At 33.4% G+C, this 17,572-nt stretch carries 15 protein-coding genes and 1 pseudogene; 3 read left to right on the plus strand and 13 right to left on the minus strand.

Annotation, left to right across the window (positions count from 1 at the left end):
* Window positions 1-13: 13 nt before the first annotated feature.
* Together ACONDI_RS07845 and ACONDI_RS15660 are read right to left on the minus strand one after the other, a co-directional pair.
* On the minus strand, window positions 14-1,546 hold the full coding sequence (locus ACONDI_RS07845; RefSeq protein ID WP_241077987.1) for a recombinase family protein: 1,533 nt from the start codon (window positions 1,544-1,546) through the stop codon (window positions 14-16).
* A 14-nt stretch (window positions 1,547-1,560) separates the two neighbouring features.
* On the minus strand, window positions 1,561-1,692 hold the full coding sequence (locus ACONDI_RS15660) for a hypothetical protein (protein ID WP_277397760.1): 132 nt from the start codon (window positions 1,690-1,692) through the stop codon (window positions 1,561-1,563).
* 376 nt (window positions 1,693-2,068) lie between these two features.
* Here ACONDI_RS15660 and ACONDI_RS07850 point away from each other — a divergent pair, with 376 nt between their 5' ends.
* A complete protein-coding gene (locus tag ACONDI_RS07850; protein ID WP_241077988.1) occupies window positions 2,069-2,593 on the plus strand; it encodes a GNAT family N-acetyltransferase in 525 nt (174 codons plus the stop codon).
* A 31-nt stretch (window positions 2,594-2,624) separates the two neighbouring features.
* On the opposite strand, the pseudogene ACONDI_RS07855 reads toward ACONDI_RS07850, so the two are convergent.
* A pseudogene (locus tag ACONDI_RS07855) lies at window positions 2,625-2,972 on the minus strand (sigma-70 family RNA polymerase sigma factor); the annotation flags it as partial.
* 141 nt (window positions 2,973-3,113) lie between these two features.
* Between ACONDI_RS07855 and ACONDI_RS07860 the strand changes: the two are divergent.
* Entirely contained in the window at window positions 3,114-3,308 is a 195-nt protein-coding gene (locus ACONDI_RS07860; RefSeq protein WP_241077990.1) for a MoaD/ThiS family protein, read from the plus strand.
* A 6-nt stretch (window positions 3,309-3,314) separates the two neighbouring features.
* The gene (locus tag ACONDI_RS07865) at window positions 3,315-4,274 is read left to right on the plus strand and encodes an adenine nucleotide alpha hydrolase family protein (RefSeq protein ID WP_241077991.1); all 960 of its coding nucleotides are present in this window, start codon (window positions 3,315-3,317) and stop codon (window positions 4,272-4,274) included.
* Between the two features lie 68 nt (window positions 4,275-4,342).
* Here the strand turns inward: ACONDI_RS07865 and ACONDI_RS07870 are convergent, their stop codons facing one another.
* The 10 genes from ACONDI_RS07870 to alaS form a co-directional block, all read right to left on the minus strand.
* Window positions 4,343-6,280 carry a SpoIIE family protein phosphatase gene (locus ACONDI_RS07870; RefSeq protein ID WP_241077992.1) on the minus strand — a complete coding sequence of 646 codons (1,938 nt, stop codon included), beginning with the start codon at window positions 6,278-6,280 and terminating at the stop codon, window positions 4,343-4,345.
* Between the two features lie 51 nt (window positions 6,281-6,331).
* The gene (locus tag ACONDI_RS07875) at window positions 6,332-7,882 is read right to left on the minus strand and encodes a stalk domain-containing protein (protein WP_241077993.1); all 1,551 of its coding nucleotides are present in this window, start codon (window positions 7,880-7,882) and stop codon (window positions 6,332-6,334) included.
* 146 nt (window positions 7,883-8,028) lie between these two features.
* Window positions 8,029-9,486: a TrkH family potassium uptake protein gene (locus ACONDI_RS07880; RefSeq protein ID WP_241077994.1), complete on the minus strand. Its 1,458-nt coding sequence runs from the start codon at window positions 9,484-9,486 to the stop codon at window positions 8,029-8,031.
* A gap of 59 nt (window positions 9,487-9,545) precedes the next feature.
* Window positions 9,546-10,913 carry a Trk system potassium transporter TrkA gene (trkA, locus tag ACONDI_RS07885; RefSeq protein WP_241077995.1) on the minus strand — a complete coding sequence of 456 codons (1,368 nt, stop codon included), beginning with the start codon at window positions 10,911-10,913 and terminating at the stop codon, window positions 9,546-9,548.
* A 141-nt stretch (window positions 10,914-11,054) separates the two neighbouring features.
* Entirely contained in the window at window positions 11,055-12,305 is a 1,251-nt protein-coding gene (locus tag ACONDI_RS07890; RefSeq protein ID WP_241077996.1) for a peptidase U32 family protein, read from the minus strand.
* 34 nt (window positions 12,306-12,339) lie between these two features.
* Complete coding sequence (mltG, locus tag ACONDI_RS07895) at window positions 12,340-13,467, minus strand: endolytic transglycosylase MltG (RefSeq protein ID WP_338086439.1); 1,128 nt, start codon at window positions 13,465-13,467, stop codon at window positions 12,340-12,342.
* 250 nt (window positions 13,468-13,717) lie between these two features.
* The gene (locus ACONDI_RS07900; RefSeq protein WP_241077998.1) at window positions 13,718-14,032 is read right to left on the minus strand and encodes a DUF1292 domain-containing protein; all 315 of its coding nucleotides are present in this window, start codon (window positions 14,030-14,032) and stop codon (window positions 13,718-13,720) included.
* Between the two features lie 22 nt (window positions 14,033-14,054).
* The gene (gene ruvX, locus ACONDI_RS07905) at window positions 14,055-14,465 is read right to left on the minus strand and encodes a Holliday junction resolvase RuvX (protein WP_241077999.1); all 411 of its coding nucleotides are present in this window, start codon (window positions 14,463-14,465) and stop codon (window positions 14,055-14,057) included.
* 25 nt (window positions 14,466-14,490) lie between these two features.
* On the minus strand, window positions 14,491-14,763 hold the full coding sequence (locus tag ACONDI_RS07910; RefSeq protein WP_241078000.1) for an IreB family regulatory phosphoprotein: 273 nt from the start codon (window positions 14,761-14,763) through the stop codon (window positions 14,491-14,493).
* A 140-nt stretch (window positions 14,764-14,903) separates the two neighbouring features.
* Window positions 14,904-17,528 carry an alanine--tRNA ligase gene (alaS, locus tag ACONDI_RS07915; protein ID WP_241078001.1) on the minus strand — a complete coding sequence of 875 codons (2,625 nt, stop codon included), beginning with the start codon at window positions 17,526-17,528 and terminating at the stop codon, window positions 14,904-14,906.
* Between the last annotated feature and the right edge of the window lie 44 nt (window positions 17,529-17,572).

The raw sequence follows: 17,572 nt of genomic DNA on the forward strand, positions 1-17,572 counted from the left end.
GGGCTCTAAATTATTAGTAGCCATAAATCTCTACCTTGTAATTACCATAAACTACAACTTTTTTCACCAGTAACCTGGCTAGACTATTCCTTTCTTTGGAGGACAGTTTCTCAGGTTCTTTTTCGATATAATTTTGTATAATATTCCTATAAGAATTAACCCTTCTTCCTTTTCTATTTTCTTTCTCCTTGTAGTAAATATTACGTTTCACATCCTCAATTTGAGTTTTGATTTCATTTTCTTTTTCTTTTTCTTTTATAATTTCTTCTGCTATATCTTTATCATCAGTCTCTTTCAAAAAATTAATCAACTTGGTTTTATTTTTATTAATTCTCTTTAGACTTTTTTCAAGTTCTGCTAACTCTTTTTTTTGTTTTTCAAAGATACTGTTACTTTCTTCGTTAATCTTATCAATTATTATTTTAGGTTCATATAGAATATTTTTGATATATTTCCATACTTCATTATTTATCTTTTCCATATAGATTCTCCTGCCACAACGGTTTTTTGCTCCACTCCAATTATTCTTGCAATAATAGACATAAACTGTTCTACCCCAGTCTTTAGCTTTACTTCCATACATATTAACACCACAATTCCCACACTTTATAATACCGGAACACAAATATTTTCCCGCATTATTCTTACCATACTTTTTTCTGCTGTTTTTCAGTTTGCTGTCAACTATTTGTCTCCACTGTTTTGGAACAATATTAGGGCAACTAATAGGAATCCAATCATTCTTGTCTCTTTTTTTCATAGTTATCCTTTCACTAGTGTCCCTTTTTAATTTGCTTACTTTGACTCCTTCTGTATTCCATTTGTTTGCATAAAAAGTCCCAGTATAGGCTGTCTGTAATAAAATTTGCCTAACTACCTGCCTGTGCCAAATTTTTTTACCAGTCTTAGTGGATATACGCCTTCTGGTCAAATCTTTAGCAATACTATTAATACTTTCATTATAAAAGCAGTAGCGTTCCCATATTTCATATACTACCTGGGCTTCATTTTCGTTTACCTTCAAATTATGATTTTCCCTGTCATAATAATAACCATATATATTGTAGTCTCTCAAAATTTTCCCTTGTCTTGCCTTAGATCTTCTACCTCTTGACATATTAAAAAGTATCTTCTTTTTATCATATTCTGCAGTAGCTGATAAAATAAGGTCTATAAACTGTCCTTCAGGGCTATTTTCTCTTTTGATATTAACATACTGAAGATCCACATTATATTTATTAAATTCGTTAATTACATAAGCATATATAGCTGTATTTCTAGATAGCCTATCATTATTAAGAGCAATTACAATATCAATATGCCCATTTTTTGCATCTTCTAAAAGATTTTCTAGCCCCGGTCTCTCCAAAATTTCCCCTGATATCCCATCGTCAACATATTCAAAAACAGAACACTCATTATATAATTCTTTCGCTCTTTTTTTACATTCCTGTATTTGTTCTGGTATGGAATAGCCTTTTTCTACCTGCTCTTCCGTACTAACTCTAGAATAAATCCCAACTCTTTTTGTAGGGTTATAAGACATGCTATTATACGCCCTCATACTTCTTCTTTATTTTTTTGTTCATCCATAACTCGGATTATTTCTTTGGCAAGTAGGCTATATGCTTTCTCTAATCTTTCTTGTCTATCCTCATCAAAACTACCAGGTTCTATAATTATAATTTCCAAACATTATCCTCCCTGTCTTTTTTTATATCCCTATGTCAAAATTCGTCGAGGACAACACTTAAAAATGCAAAAAATTAAAATTAACAAAAAAGATTATTCTTGTATCCAAACCTTTTTTTGACATTAAATGTTATCTAATGGTATTATTGTCTAGTAATTTATATTTACGACCATATTACATCCAATTAATTTATAGTTTTTCCTTTAAGGATGGTGGTTTTTTATTAAAAGCAAAAGTTTTTTTAAAACAATTGGGTTTAAAATACCAGAAGAAGCTATTGAAAGAGATATACTCACTAACAATATTTTACACACTTCAATGGGGGTTGTTGAATTTTATGGACCAGTGGAAAAAGAATTTTTGGAAAACTGCACTATGAATGAAGGTTTAAGAAATTTTAGAAAGCCAACAAAACAACTCGAAGCTTTAAAATATATTTCTACGCTATCAGATGGATTAGTTTTTATAGCCTGCAACAGCAATGAAATTATTGGTTATGTGGCTTTTACCAAACCAGAATTTCCAAGATGGGCTAAAGCTGCAAAAGAAATACCTGAACTTATCGAACTAGGCGGTATTGAGGTATCTCTAGCTTACAGAGATGAAGGAATAGGTAAGGGAATTTTAAAGTGGACATTTAACAATTATGATTTTGAAGATAGAATTATTATAAGTATTGAAACTGTATGTAACTGGAATAGTAAAGATCCTGAGACTTCTGTATGGGAATATAGAAATATGGTAAGAAGTGTACTTGGCTCAATTGGTCTTGAACCTAGATCAACTGATGATCCAGAAATACGAAGTCACCCTGGCAATATATTATCAGCTAGAATAGGCAAACGCGTATCTGCCCAATCACAAAAAAAGTTCGAAAAATATTTAAAACTTAAACGCTAATTAATTACCATATTCTACCGCAATATTATGAAATAAGTATTTCATTCTCTATACACCTTGCGGCATAAGTTGCAAGCCTTGTGCCTTTTTTGTTGTTAAATGTGTCTATAGCCTTTATTAAGCCTATAGTACCAATAGATATCAAATCTTCTGTATCTTCTCCACTGTTCTCAAACTTTTTTGTCACATGTGCCACAAGCCTTAAATTTCTTTCAATCAACACTTCTTTTGCATATTCATCTCCATTAGCAAGGGCCTTTAAATATTTTTCTTCATCTTCTTTTGATAACGGCTTAGGAAAAGAATTATTTGTAATATAAGAAACAAAAAGTATTATTTCTCGAAACACATAGGCCACAGCTGGTAATATTGGAAACAAAAATAAACACCTCCATTAAACAGGTTACAATTATAATATGGGATATAAGTTACTTTTGTGCCTGTTTAAACATAAAAATTTTGATCTTATGTTGCATTATTATTATTTCTTTTGTAAACTGCCTGCATAGGAGGTGTTAAAATGAAAATCATAATGAAGCGCGACAATGAAATTAAAGAATTAGCAGGTAACAAGCGTGTTAAAGATATACTGAAAGAATTAGATGTCAACCCCGAATCTGTTCTGGTTATAAAAGACGGGGAAACTTTAACTCCTGATACCATAGTAAAAGATGATGAAGAAATAGAAATACTTTCTGTTGTTTCTGGGGGTTAATTAATTATGAAATGCCTTAAATGTGAAAACAAAGCTGTATTTGAAATAAGAAGGCACAGAGCAGCTTTTTGTAAAGAACATTATATTTTGCACATTCAAAACCAGGTAGCAAAAGCTATCAAAAAGTTCCGGATGTTTCCACCAAAAACAAAGCTTCTTATTGCAATTTCAGGTGGGAAAGATAGTTTGGCCCTTTGGGATATTTTGTTAGACCTTGGTTATAATGTGCATGGGCTATATATCGATCTTGGCATTGATGAGTATTCTAAAAGATCTAAAGAAAAATCAATAGATTTTAAAGAGTCAAGACAGGCTACTTTGCATACCATTTCTTTAGAAAAAATTTATGGCATAGGTATAGGAAATATTTCTAAAAAAACATCTAGAAAATTCTGTTCTATATGTGGAATAATAAAACGTTATATAATGAATAAAACAGCCCTTTTAGGTGATTATTATGCAGTAATTACAGGACATAACCTTGATGATGAAGCTGCAGCATTATTTGGTAACCTAATGGGCTGGCAGGTAGACTATCTAAGGCGCCAACATCCTAATATGCCTCCAAAGAAAGGGTTTGCAAGAAAAGTAAAACCACTTTGTAGATTAGGCGAAAGAGAGATGGCAGCCTATTGTGTACTAAAAAATATTGATTATATCATTGAAGAATGTCCTATGTCTAAAGGTGCTAGCAGTATAACCTATAAAGAAGCATTAAATACGCTAGAAGCTAAGTCACCAGGTATTAAAGATCATTTCTACCTGGGTTTTTTACGAGGCGGACAGGAATATTTCAAAGACACTAAAGATGAAAAGGAAGATGAAGAAGCTGAATTAAATCCCTGTGAGTTTTGTCATCAACCAACATATGCAGCGGGAAAGTGTAACTTTTGCAAACAAATGGAAAAGGCTAATATCGATCCGCTAAAAATACATGATGAAATAAAAAGTAAGGTGACAACATAAAAAAACATAAAATAAACAAACACCCGGTCATTTAAATGCCATCAAGCAGTGATGAATACGGGTGTTTGTTACTTAGTTTCCATTATCAAAAATGCCTTATTTCCTTTCTCGTTATAATAAAGAGAGTCACAAAGCATCTGAGTTAGTATTATACCCCTTCCTCTTTCACCACTATGCTCAAGGTCCAAAGGAGCAGTTTTTTTCTCTAGCCAGTCAAATCCTTTTCCTTCGTCTTCTACAATAGCAACTATATACTCACCAGTTATTATAATATCGATATATACTTTCTTTTTAGCATTTTCTTTGTTTCCATGTTCAATTGCGTTTGTAACTAATTCATATAAACCCTGGAAAGAAACATTTTCTTTACTAAATGCATTAATAATAGGGTAAACTTCCGAGCTAAGCTTATCTAGTTGACTTTTATCACTTTTAAATTCAAAAGAATATTCCTTTTTGTCACCTGATTCAAGCTGCATGATAACATAAGTTATATCGTCTTCACCTTGAAGTGAACCATTGTTAAATTTGCAAAAATCGTCATTTATTATATGCTTAAGTACTTCTGGAGGTAAGTTGCCTTTAGAATAAAATATTTCTTTAAGGTTTTCTTCATAGATACTCTTATTACCCTCCTGCTCGGCAATTCCGTCTGTAAAAAAAAGCACAGTAGAGCCTGGACTAAGTTTAATTGTACTAGGAGTAAAATCTACAAATTTAGCCGGAACTGCAGAAGATATTGGTAGTCCCTCATTATTAAGTGTAATAATTTCTCCGTTTCCTAACCTCACCAAAGGCGTAAATTGCATTCCTGTACCAGTATAACAAAGTTCAAAGGTATCAAGATCTAAAACAGCTAAAAAGATGCATAAAAAATAATCATATGGATAATTATCCTTACGATATTGCTTATTAATATGTTCTAATATTAATTTAGGATCAAGTTTATCGGGTTTAAAACTTATATAACTTTCTATCGTTTCTTTTACAAAAGTTGTGATTATTGTACCATCAAGGCCATGTCCTGAAACATCTGCAAGATATATTAAAAGCTTATTATTAACTTTTATAATATTATAAAAATCCCCGCCCAAACGCTGAGCAGGATAAAAGTGAGCTTCCAAGGAGACGCCTTCTATTTTAGGTATTTCTGACAAAAAAGTTCTTTCGTGAATTTTTTTAGCTCTTTTAAATTCAGTTTCAAGTTTCTCAGCATATTCTGAGAGTTTTAATTCTGCTTCTTTTCTTTCAGTGATATCCCTTGCAGTAGCCACAAATAACAATTCATTTGATTCACTAGTCATATCAGAAACATGTATAGAGACCTCCACAGGAAAAACGCTGCCATCTTTTCTAAGATGTTGAGTCTCAAAAGTTTCTGCGCATCCTACCCCCTGATATCCCTCTCTAATATCTATAGAACAATTCATTACTTCTTTAAATTTATCAATAATCTCCTCTTTTGACATATAAGGTTTTATGTCAAAAAACTTTAATGATAATAACTCCTCTTTCTCGTAACCAAGCTCAATACAAGCTGTTTTATTAACATCGATTAATCTAAAAGAAGGATAAGCAATTATAAAAATACTATCACCAGAACTATCAAGTGCATTACGAAATCTAATCAGGGATTTTTCAGTTCTCTTTCTTTCAGTAATATCAAAAATATATTCAATAATTTGAATTACTTTTCCATCTTCACCAAAAATAGGATACGCATGTACCTCTACAATGCATTGATTACCATTGTCATCATAATGAATATGTTCTACCGTTGTTGGCTGTTTAGTCTCTTTAATTATTTCAAGGGGGCATATTTCCTTTTTGCAAGGTTTGTTTCTACTATGTTTAAGTGCATAACAGGTAGTCTTCTCACCTTTAAATATACCTGATGCAGAATTTGCCTCTAGTATTGTATAATCCTCTACATTAATAATAAGAAAAGGATGATTAAAAGCTTCAATTGCATTTTTGAATAAATCTATTTCACTTGATTCTCTCATAATCTAAACTCCCCTTTTACTAAACGGATCAGTTATTTTGCTAAAATTTTATTATCTCTTAAAAAAGTCATCAAGTTCATCATAAATTACTTCCGGGACAAGTCCAATTCTCCAAATTGCTAAGCCTTTGAGGTTATAATCTCCAATCAAATCAAGCTTATAATTTAAGCTTTCGTCTGTTTTATAATATATATAATTTTCAATACCATCTTCTTCCCACCTAACATAATTAACTTTACTATCCTCATCCCATAATACATCAAAACCATCTATTTCTTCTTTTTTCTCATCAACTAAATCATAAACAGAATCTAGAAAAATGTGCCTTATTCTCCATGAGATCTCATCATCCTCTTTTAATTCTTTAACAATTTCTCTATCTTCGGTCTCTTCAAGGTTAATATCATTCTCATCTTCTACTTTTTCATTTATCACATTAGAATACTTAACAGCAGGAGTTCTAACCCCAAGAATAATTTTATCATTATCAATTAATTCAACACTCTTTTCTACAGCTTCTTTTACTTTCGGGTATGGAGCGCTAGCACCTGGAGTATTTATTTCGTTATAATCATAAGCCATTATCACAACTTGATCTGCTAGTTTTCCTAACTGTTCAAAATCGTAAGCATCACTGTATACACTATTTGGGGGATGAAGAGTAATAGTAAGAGATTTTTCTTCATCAAGACCTTCTTTTATCTCTTCTACAAAAGCTGTAAACTTATTTTGAACTTCAGTAACTTCATCTTCATCCGAAAAAAATCCAAGCCCCTCTAGGTCTAAATTAACTCCAGAATAATTTTCAGCTTCTAGGATAATCTGTTTGGCAGCCTCTTTTCTCTTTTCTTCTGAAAGAATTATTGAAGAAAGGTCTTTATCTTTAGTTTCCATTTTAAAAACCATCATTTCAACAGCTAAATTATATTCTTCATCAAAAGCATATTCTAAAACTCTTTCATACCCACCTGGCCTACTAAATCCATAATTTCCATCAGTCACTAGATTTCCTTCTTTATCAAGCTCATACCATCCAACCCCAATGGTATCATATGTATCAAGCCTGTGATTTTCCCCTAGCTCTGGATAATCTTCGCCAAACAATTCATTCCAGCTTCCACCAAGAGCATAAAATCCATATACCTCACCTTCTACCCCTACTTTTTCATCCGCTATAGGCGATAGATAAACAATACCGTCCTCATACTCCACATTCATATTAAAGCTCTCTGCAAAAAACCTTAAAGGAACCATAGTTCTATCATCAATAATTCTTGCATGCTCGTCCTCGTCTAACAATTTTTCCTGTCTATTAAGAATTACATTCGGGTTATCAATCTCCATAACAAGTTTCAACTCATCTTTAACTGCCTCAACCTTTCGTTCTTCACCCTTCCATTCAACTTCTGTATCAGTAAGTTCTGCAACTTTTCTAAAAGGCAAAAAAGTCCGGTCATTTATCAGCTTTGGTTTCACATCATCAAATACTACTTTTTGATCAGAAAGGTATACATCAGGTCCAGGCATTACTTCATTATTAACAGCAAAAACATTCTCTGGCATAAGCCCAAAAAAATTTATAGATAAAATCAGCAGTATCAAAATTTTTATACTCCTACGATAAACAAACATTTTACTCACCTCATTTGATTGATTAAGAACCTTGACATGCCCTATTAAAAAATCCATTGTAAAAATCATTTAGTTCTTTATCGTAACGACTAACAGGCTTGTCCATCCCCCTTGCTCTAATTACTTCTTTTTTTGAATGTCCTAAATTCAGGCAAAAGCAATACAATAACAGTATATATTTCAAGCCTTCCAACAACCATCAATATTGAAAGAAGCATTTTCGCCCATGATGGGAAGAATGCGTAGTTTTCAGTAGGTCCTACCATGCCAAGTCCGGGACCAACATTGCCTATATTAGCCGCGACAGCAGACAAAGCTGTAGTAAAATCTACTTTTGTTAGAGATATAAGTAATGATGATACTACAAAAATCAAAATATATAAAATAACATATCCAAGAATACCTGAAACAATTTCCTCTTTTATCACCTTTCCTTTTAACCTTATTGGCAAAACTGCATTCGGATGAATTAGCTTATATATCTCTCTAATACTGTGCTTAAATAATGTCAAAATCCTTATTTGTTTAATAGATCCAGAAGTAGATCCTCCACAACCTCCCAAAAACATCAGTAAGAAAAGCATTACTCTCATAAAAGGAGCCCATATATCATAATCAGCTGTAGCAAATCCTGTTGTTGTAACCATAGTAACAACTTGAAAAGACCCATACCTAAATGCCTGTAAAACCTCCTGATATTCCTCTATGTATAAGTAAAACGATGCAATCAATATAAGTGCAAATAATCCCATTAGATAAAATCTGAACTCTTCATTTCTTAGAAAACTTTTGTAATTTCCCCTTACCATACTAAAATAAATTGCAAAATTACCACCAGCTATAATCATAAAAAATAGCACAATCATTTCCGCAGCAGGGTTTTGAAACCCAGCTACACTTAGATCTTGAGTTGAAAAGCCCCCTGTAGGCATTGTAGTAAATGTATGAGCCAAAGCATCAAAAAAGGTTAGTCCAACCAACAGTAACAATATAAGTTGTAAAAGAGAAAAAGATACATAAATTTTCCATAATATTTTTGCTGTATTGGCAACTCTCGGAACAACTTTTTCTGTTACTGGACCTGGCACTTCAGCCTTTAATAAATGCATACCTCTAACTCCAATCCTTGGAAACAAAGCCACAAAAAGAGCAATTATTCCCATCCCACCAAGCCACTGGGTCAGACTTCTCCACATCAGAATTCCCCGGGGCAGATCTTCCACCCCATCAAATACACTAGCTCCGGTTGTAGTAAAGCCCGACATAGTTTCAAAATAAGCATCAAAGAAGTTCTCTAAAACTCCTGATAGCAAAAACGGAAATGATCCAAAGAAAGCCGCCAAAATCCATGTTAAAGTTACAAAAGCAAAGCTTTCCTTGATTGATATTTCATATTCAGATTTTGTAATAATCCTCATAATATAACCAGTAATAATCGTAAGTACAATAGTTATTATAAAAGCATTTATGTCTTTTCCAGAATCATAAACTGCCCAGGCCAAAGGTATAAGCATTGATATCCCAAGATAAATCAAAACAGTTCCTAACATGTTTACTATCACATTAGTTCTCATATATATACTTCCTCCAAATAGATCTACTATTTTATCATCTAATTAATTGTCTAATTATTTTAAATCACTGTCTTTTTGGTACCTCCAAAATACTTGCTAACTTTGTTAGAACACTCTTCCATCGAAAACAATATTATCCTATCATCAGGCAAAATAGAATCTTGACCACCTGGTGTTATGACCCGTCCTTTTCTTACAATAGCTCCAACCAAGATACCTTTTGGGAGTTTAGCTTTGGCTAATTTTTTATTGACTATTGGAGCATCAGCCGGAACATTAAGTTCTAAAATTTCAGCTTTATAGTTTCCAAGTATAGTCATAGAAATAACATCACTCTCAATAGTAAGCTTCAAAATTTGGGCAGCAGTTAATAGTCTCGGACTTATTGCCGCATTTACTTTCATAGTATCTAATACGGCTTCATAATCAGATTTTATAATTTCTACAATTGTTTTCGAAACACCAAGTCTATCACTCATTACAGATGACAATAAATTAGTTTTATCATCACCCGTAACTGAAACAACTACATCCACATCTTCTAAGTCCTCTTCCTGCAAAAATTTCAAATTAGTACCATCGCCATTTAATACAAGTGTTTTATTAAGTTCTTCAGTTAAAAAAGCACATCTCTTGGCATCTTTTTCGACCAATTTTACATGAAATCCATGTTTCTTAACACCTTCTAGTAATTTACATAATTCTAGTCCTATTCTTCCGCCACCTATAACCATTATATTTTCTGCCTTTTTATCAGGATGCCTGGTTAAAGTTCCTAAACTTGCCAGTAAACCTTTCTCACCTAAAAGATAAATAACATCTCCAGGATAGATCATATCCTCTCCACCAGGGATAACTACTTCTTGATTATTTCTTACTATAGCAACAACGTTGCTATCTGAAGGAAATTTGATATTTTTAATTCTACTATTTGCAATAGGAGATTCTTCTTCTACTGTTAGTCCTACCATCTGGACTTTACCGCCAGAAAAATATTCAATTCCTTTAACATTAGGAGCTTTAATTATTTTAGCTATCTCTAAAGCTGCTACTCTTTCAGGATTTATAATTATGTCAATACCCAATTGATCATTGGTGAAAGACATAGTTTCATCTGTATATTCTGGATTTCTAATCCTGGCCACAGTTTTTTTGACACCACAGCGTTTTGCCATCATTGAAGCTATCATATTTACTTCATCTACTTCAGTTACGGCTATCAAAAGACCAGCTTCTTCCACGCCGGCTTTCTTTAAAGTACTTAAACTAACACCGTCCCCTTCTATTAACATCGCATCAACATTTTTGGCAATCTTATCTAACTTCTGAGGGTCTTTTTCAATCAAAACAACATCATGTTCCTTTTCCGCAAGTTTTGTGCAAATTTCAACCCCAACAGTTCCTCCGCCAACAACAATCACCCTCATAGTACATCCTCCTATATATCAAGCTTAATCCAAATCTATCTAATCTAGCCCTATTTTACACCTCTAAATTCAATGTTACAAGATAAAAGTAAAAATCAAAAAACTTCGCACATAATCACTATTATGTGCGAAGTGATAATCCTAACCAACTTTTCTGATAAGGGCATTTTCTTTTACAGAAAAAGATATAGGAATCATTATCCGCTCCTTAGGATGAGGAGCAGATTCAACTTTATTACCTTCACTATTAATAATCTCTTCTACTTTAATTTTGCCCAAATAGTTCTTAGGTTCTATAAGCTCCAAAGTGTCTCCAACTTCAAATCTATTTCTTTGTTCGACGATTAAATATTTTTTACCATCAATTTCTTTCTCTTCTATTGCTATCCCCACAAATTTGTTATAAGTCAATTTCTCCTTATACTCATCATCATAAATCTGATCCTCTTCGTCAGGTGAAGAAAAATAAAATCCTGTAGTAAAAGGCCGTGTAGAAGCTTTATTTACTTCTTCAATTAAGTTCTTATCTAGTTCATAATTAGAAGGATCATTTAGATAATTATCTATTGTTAGCCTGTATGCTCTCGTAACGGTTGCAACATAATGAATACTACGCATTCTTCCTTCAATTTTAAAAGCTTTAATACCTGCATTTATAAGGTCTGGGATATATTCAAGCATACACAAATCCTTTGAGCTAAGTACATAAGTACCTCTTTCATCTTCTCCAACTGGAAAGTATTCGCCGGGACGCATTTCTTCCATCAAACTGTATTTCCATCTGCAGGGATGGGCACATGTACCTCTATTAGCATTTCTGTTCAGCATATATGCTGACAATAAACATCTTCCAGAGTACGAAATGCACATTGCTCCATGAACAAATGTTTCCACATCTACACCGCTTTTTTCCTTAACTTCTTCGATTTCATCAAGGCTTAGCTCTCTTGCCATAATAATTCTTGTTAACCCAATCTCTTTCCAAAACAGTGCACTTTTCCAATTAGTACAGTTTGCCTGGGTAGAAAGATGAAGTTCTAGGTTTGGAACTACTTTTTTGGCAATTGAAATAACGCCTGGATCCGAAACTATAACCGCATCTACACCCATGTTATAAAGTTCTTCTAAATAACCTGGAAGACCCTCTAAATCTTCATTGTGGGGTATCACGTTAACGGTTACATAAACTTTTTTACCTTTACTATGAGCATAATTAATCCCTTCCTGCATCTGATCTTTGTCAAAGTTTGAGGCAAATGCCCTTAACCCGTAATCTTTACCACCCATATACACAGCATCTGCACCGTATTCTATTGCAATTTTGAGCTTCTCAAGGCTACCTGCCGGTGCCAATAATTCTGGTTTGATTTGCTTTGTATTTTCGACCTTCATTATTTCACTCCCAGTTTTTAAAAGTTGCACTTAATTAATCATTGCTCCTCGCTCTTTGTCTTGCCCTAATATGCTCATCCAAAGTTTCACTAAAATAATGTTCTCTTGAGCCGTCTTCTTTTGCCACAAAGAAAAAGTAATCATGGTCTTCAGGAAATAGAGCTGCCTCTATAGATTTTATTCCAGGAGAGGCTATAGGACCTGGCGGAAGACCTTCATGTTTATAAGTATTATAGCGAGACTCAATTTCTGTATCTTCTATAGTTAATCTTGGTTTGTTCTCCTGTAGAACATATTCCACAGTAGAGCAAGCTTCTAGTTTTTTGTTTTCTTCTAATCGATTATAAAATACACCAGCCACTTTTGACCGCTCTCTATCAGATATTGCCTCGCGTTCAACAATAGATGCAATTGTCATTATCTCCATTATATCCATATCTAACTCTTCTTTCCTTTCTCTAAACTCGCTGTTAAAAACACTATTAAACTGATCAAGCAATTTTTTCACTACTTCTTTTTCTGTTGCATCTTCCTCAATATTATATGTCTCGGGATACAAAAACCCCTCCAACGAAAACTTCACATTCTCTCTTTGATCTATTTCATCCAAAAACCAGTAATCAAATTCATCTAAAGAATTAAAAAGTTCCAAAAAAGTTTCCTTATCTCCAAAGCCATATGTTTGTAAAAGTTTTGCAGTTTGATCTGATCTTAAACCTTCAGGTATGGTAAACCTTATACTTTTATCAACTACTTCTCCATCTTTAATTTTGTTTGCTATTTGAGACGGGGACATTTCCCCATTTAACTCATAAGTCCCTGCCTGAAAAGAGCCGGCCAATCCTTCATATCTTGTATACATTTCAAATACAAAGGCATTTTTTATCAAATTATTATCTTCTAAAATATTAGCTATATCACCAACACTACTACCTTGAGATATTTCAATTTCAACTATTTCACTAGATCCAACAGGCTGTAAGTTACTATAAACAAAATAAAAACTACTGAAGATTGCCAAAACACCCAGCAGTAAAATTACTGTTATTATTATTTTATATTTCTTAATAATTGAAACTATTTTAAAAAAACCTCCTCTCCAGTTCTTAAAACAAGTTCTATTAATAATTATTATATAACGAGATTTTGCATATAACAACAAACAGCTTGATTTTTATTATATGACTTTTTGCAGTAGAATCAACTATTTGTTTTAATAAAAGGCTCTGTTAATAGTTCATTGCTGATATCTATTAAAAACACCTGCCTAGCTACCATAAGTGGAGCTTTTAATTTGCGAGGTTTTTAGCAAATTCTTGCGACACGTTGGTAGCTAGGCAGGTGCTATGAGACCACCAACAATACAATCCTAATAAAAAAAGAGGAGTGTGGCCTCCTCTTTTAGAAAGTTATCAACTTTGTTGTTTTTCTTCAAAGGCTTTAGCCACTCTTTCCCATTCATCATCATCTTCAACCAATACCAATACATGTTCATCATTTTCTTCTTCAACCCTCATTATCACTGCTTCATAAGCTTCATTTTCTTCTTCAGTTTCATTTTTCATATTTTCTTCCTTTTCAATATCATCCTCTTCGCTAGATATTGAAGGTTGTAATACAACATATTTACTTTCGTTTTCTGTCAAAAAGTCAATAACATGAAATTCGTGTTCCTCTCCATTTTCATCTTTCAAGAGTATAACTTGCTCTTCATTTTCTTCAGTCATATTACCACCCCATTTTATTTTATTAAACTTTGCTGTCTAGATACCCTTGCAGTAAATAGACTGCCGCCATCTTGTCAATGACTTCCTTCCTTTTTTTCCTGCTTACATCCCCTTCAAGTAAAGTTCTCTCTGCAGCCTTTGATGATAACCTTTCATCTTGCAATTCAAGAGAGATAGATATCTTCTTTTGAATTTCTTTAGCGAATTCTTTAACTTCTTCAGCCATAAACCCTAGGGTCCCATCCATATTTTTGGGAATTCCAACAACAATTTCACTAACATTATATTCCAAAACTAATTCTTTTATCTTTTCTATATCTTTATCTAAAAGGGTCCTTTTTATTACAGTGATACCCTGAGCTGTCATTTTCAACTCATCACTTATTGCGACCCCTATTCTTTTTTCACCGTAATCTAGGCCCATTATGCGCAATATTTTTTACCTCCATGGGATAAACTTAATCATACTTCTTTAAGTAATGCTTTACTATATTTTCTAATAATTCATCACGTTCCATTTTACGGATCAGATTTCTTGCTTTATTATGACTTGTAATATATGCTGGATCCCCGCTTAAAAAATAACCTACAAGTTGGCTAACTGGGTTATACCCCTTTTCCTTCAGGGCATTATAGACAAGCTCTATAATTTCATCAGGATCTTTTACTTCATCAATATCAACGTCGAATCTAACTGTCTTATTAGATTTATTAGAACTGTTGTCTTTCATAATTTTCACCTCTTATCAAAAGATGATTCGTTAAATTGTAGTATTCAACGACATAATCCTTAAAACCTTTAAAGTTAAAAAAAAATCTGGATGCAATTAAACTTTCTTGTTAAAGTGTTTTGCATCCAGATAAATATTAACTATTGAATTTTTTCTTTAATTAAATCTGGCACAATTCCCAGGGCTTCATTAAGTTTTCCTGGATTTTTTCCACCAGCCTGAGCCATGGTAGGGCGTCCTCCACCGCCTCCACCAGTAACTTCAGCGACTTTTTTAACAATATCTCCAGCGTGGATCCCTCTATCAGTAAGATCTTTTGTAACCATAGATATAAATTGGACTTTTTCGTTATCACTGCTACCAAGAACTACAACACCAGAGCTTAATTTATTTTTAATCTGATCCCCTATTCTTCTCATACTTTCCGGGTCTCCGTCGTCCACTTTATGAGTAAGAACTGATACACCATCAATCTTCGTCACTTTATCCAATATTTCATCTACTTCATTTTTCCTTATCTCTTCTTTAAATTTCTCAAGCTCTTTATCTTTTTCTTTTAAATCATTTAATACTTCTTCCACCTTCACAACAACGTTTTCTTCATTTGTTTTTAAAAGCGAAGATATATCCTTCACTTTTTCCCAGCTATCATTAAGATACCGGAAAGCTTTTTCACCTGTTATGGCTTCTATTCTTCTAAGACCTGCTCCTATACCACTTTCTCCAATAATCTTAAATAATCCCACTTCTCCAGTGCTATCAACATGGGTTCCACCACATAGTTCCATACTTTCACCCATCTCAACAACCCTTACCTCGTCTTCATATTTTTCTCCAAATAAAGAAACTGCTCCCATTTCTTTGGCTTTATTATAATGGGTTACCGTGACATTCACCGGATAATTCTCCCATATAAATGCATTGACTTGCTTTTCTATATCTTCCAACTCTTCTTTAGTTATAGCTTCAAAATGGGTAAAGTCAAACCTCAACCTGTCGGGAGCAACAAGTGAACCTGCCTGTTCCACATGAGCACCTAGAGTACTTCGAAGCGCATGGTGTAGAAGATGAGTTGAACTGTGGTTTTTCTTAATTGATTCCCGTCTTTTTCTATATACCTTACTATTAATTTTGTCACCAACCTGAAGCGATCCTTCTTCTATTCTAATTTGGTGTACAGGTTGCTCAAAAGGACTATAATAAGTATCTTCCACTACTGCCTTTGCATCTTCTTTTTGAATTTCGCCTTGATCACCAACCTGACCACCGCTTTCAGCATAAAAAGGTGTAGCATCTAATAAAATCTGCGCATCTTCTCCTTTTTCTACTTTATCAACCAGTTTGTTTTCTTTAATAATGCCTTTTATTAGAGCTTCACATTCTAATACTTCATAACCTACAAACTTTGATGATATTTTCTCTAAATCTTTAATTTCTCCAAGATTTTGGATCATATTTGAAGAAGCTGCTTGTGCTTTTCTAGCCCTTTCTCTTTGTTCTTCAAGACACTCTGTAAATCTATCTTCATCAACTTTTAAGCCCTGCTCTATTAAAATTTCCCTGGTTAAATCGATAGGGAAACCATAAGTGTCATATAACTTAAATGCTAGGCTGCCATCAAGGACATCTTTCCCTTCGTTATTTAGGTCTTCTATATAACCTTTGAGTATCTCCATCCCTTGTTCAACTGTTTCTAAAAATCTTTCTTCTTCAATTTGAATGATTTTATTTATGTATTCTTCTCTTTCCTTTAGTTCAGGATAAGCATCTTCCATTATATCAATTACAACATTAGAAGCTTCAGGCATAAATGTCCCTTCAATGCCCAACAATTTAGCATGCCTTGCAGCTCTTCGTAAAATCCGCCTTAAAACATAACCCCTACCTTCATTTGACGGAAGTACACCATCGCCAACCATGAAAGTTACACTTCTTATATGTTCTGTAATAATTCTCATTGAAACATCATCTTTTTCATTTTTACCATACTCTTTATTACTTGTCTTACAAACAAAGTCAAGTATAGGCTTAATAGAATCAATCTCATAAATCGAAGAAACATCTTGTAAAATTACAGCTAAACGTTCAAGACCTGCACCTGTATCTATATTCTTTTGATCTAACGTAGTATAGTTACCCTCACTATCTCTATTAAACTGTGTAAATACATGGTTCCAGAGTTCAAAAAACCTATCGCAATCACAACCGGGTTTACATTCAGAACCACCACAGCCATACTTTTCTCCTCTATCATAATAGATCTCAGAACATGGCCCGCACGGTCCTTCTCCTATCTCCCAGAAGTTATCTTCTTTCCCTAATTTCACTATCTTTTCTTCAGGGATCCCAATGTCATCTTTCCAAATATTATAAGCTTCATCATCTTCATAATAAACACTCACCCAAACCTTTTCTTCAGGAAGCTTTAATACTTTGGTTACAAATTCGTAACCCCAGGCAATTGATTCTTTTTTAAAATAATCTCCGAAAGAAAAATTACCAAGCATCTCAAAGAAGGTAGCATGTCTTGCAGTTTTTCCTACTTCTTCTATATCCGGGGTTCTAATACATTTTTGACAGGTAGCCATCCTTGTCTTAGGTGGGGTCTTTTCGCCTGTAAAATAAGGCTTTAAAGGCGCCATTCCAGCTCCTATAAGTAAAAGCCCTGGATCATCCTCAGGTATCAATGAAAAGCTCGGCAAAACCATATGGTCTCTCTCTTCAAAAAACTCCAAAAATTTCTTTCTAATTTCATCAGTCTTCATTCTAACTCACCCCTCAAAAATATTTTTAAAACACTATCTTTAAT

This window comes from Natranaerofaba carboxydovora, from assembly GCF_022539405.1.
Lineage (GTDB): Bacteria > Bacillota > Natranaerobiia > Natranaerobiales > Natranaerofabaceae > Natranaerofaba > Natranaerofaba carboxydovora.

Coding starts and splice junctions, on each gene's coding strand:
- ACONDI_RS07845 (WP_241077987.1), bottom strand. CDS start 1,546: ATGTCTTATAACCCTACAAAAAGAGTTGGGATTTATTCTAGAGTTAGT.
- ACONDI_RS07850 (WP_241077988.1), top strand. CDS start 2,069: ATGAATGAAGGTTTAAGAAATTTTAGAAAGCCAACAAAACAACTCGAA.
- ACONDI_RS07860 (WP_241077990.1), top strand. CDS start 3,114: ATGAAAATCATAATGAAGCGCGACAATGAAATTAAAGAATTAGCAGGT.
- ACONDI_RS07865 (WP_241077991.1), top strand. CDS start 3,315: ATGAAATGCCTTAAATGTGAAAACAAAGCTGTATTTGAAATAAGAAGG.
- ACONDI_RS07870 (WP_241077992.1), bottom strand. CDS start 6,280: ATGAGAGAATCAAGTGAAATAGATTTATTCAAAAATGCAATTGAAGCT.
- ACONDI_RS07880 (WP_241077994.1), bottom strand. CDS start 9,486: ATGAGAACTAATGTGATAGTAAACATGTTAGGAACTGTTTTGATTTAT.
- trkA (WP_241077995.1), bottom strand. CDS start 10,913: ATGAGGGTGATTGTTGTTGGCGGAGGAACTGTTGGGGTTGAAATTTGC.
- ACONDI_RS07890 (WP_241077996.1), bottom strand. CDS start 12,305: ATGAAGGTCGAAAATACAAAGCAAATCAAACCAGAATTATTGGCACCG.
- ACONDI_RS07900 (WP_241077998.1), bottom strand. CDS start 14,032: ATGACTGAAGAAAATGAAGAGCAAGTTATACTCTTGAAAGATGAAAAT.
- ACONDI_RS07910 (WP_241078000.1), bottom strand. CDS start 14,763: ATGAAAGACAACAGTTCTAATAAATCTAATAAGACAGTTAGATTCGAC.
- alaS (WP_241078001.1), bottom strand. CDS start 17,528: ATGAAGACTGATGAAATTAGAAAGAAATTTTTGGAGTTTTTTGAAGAG.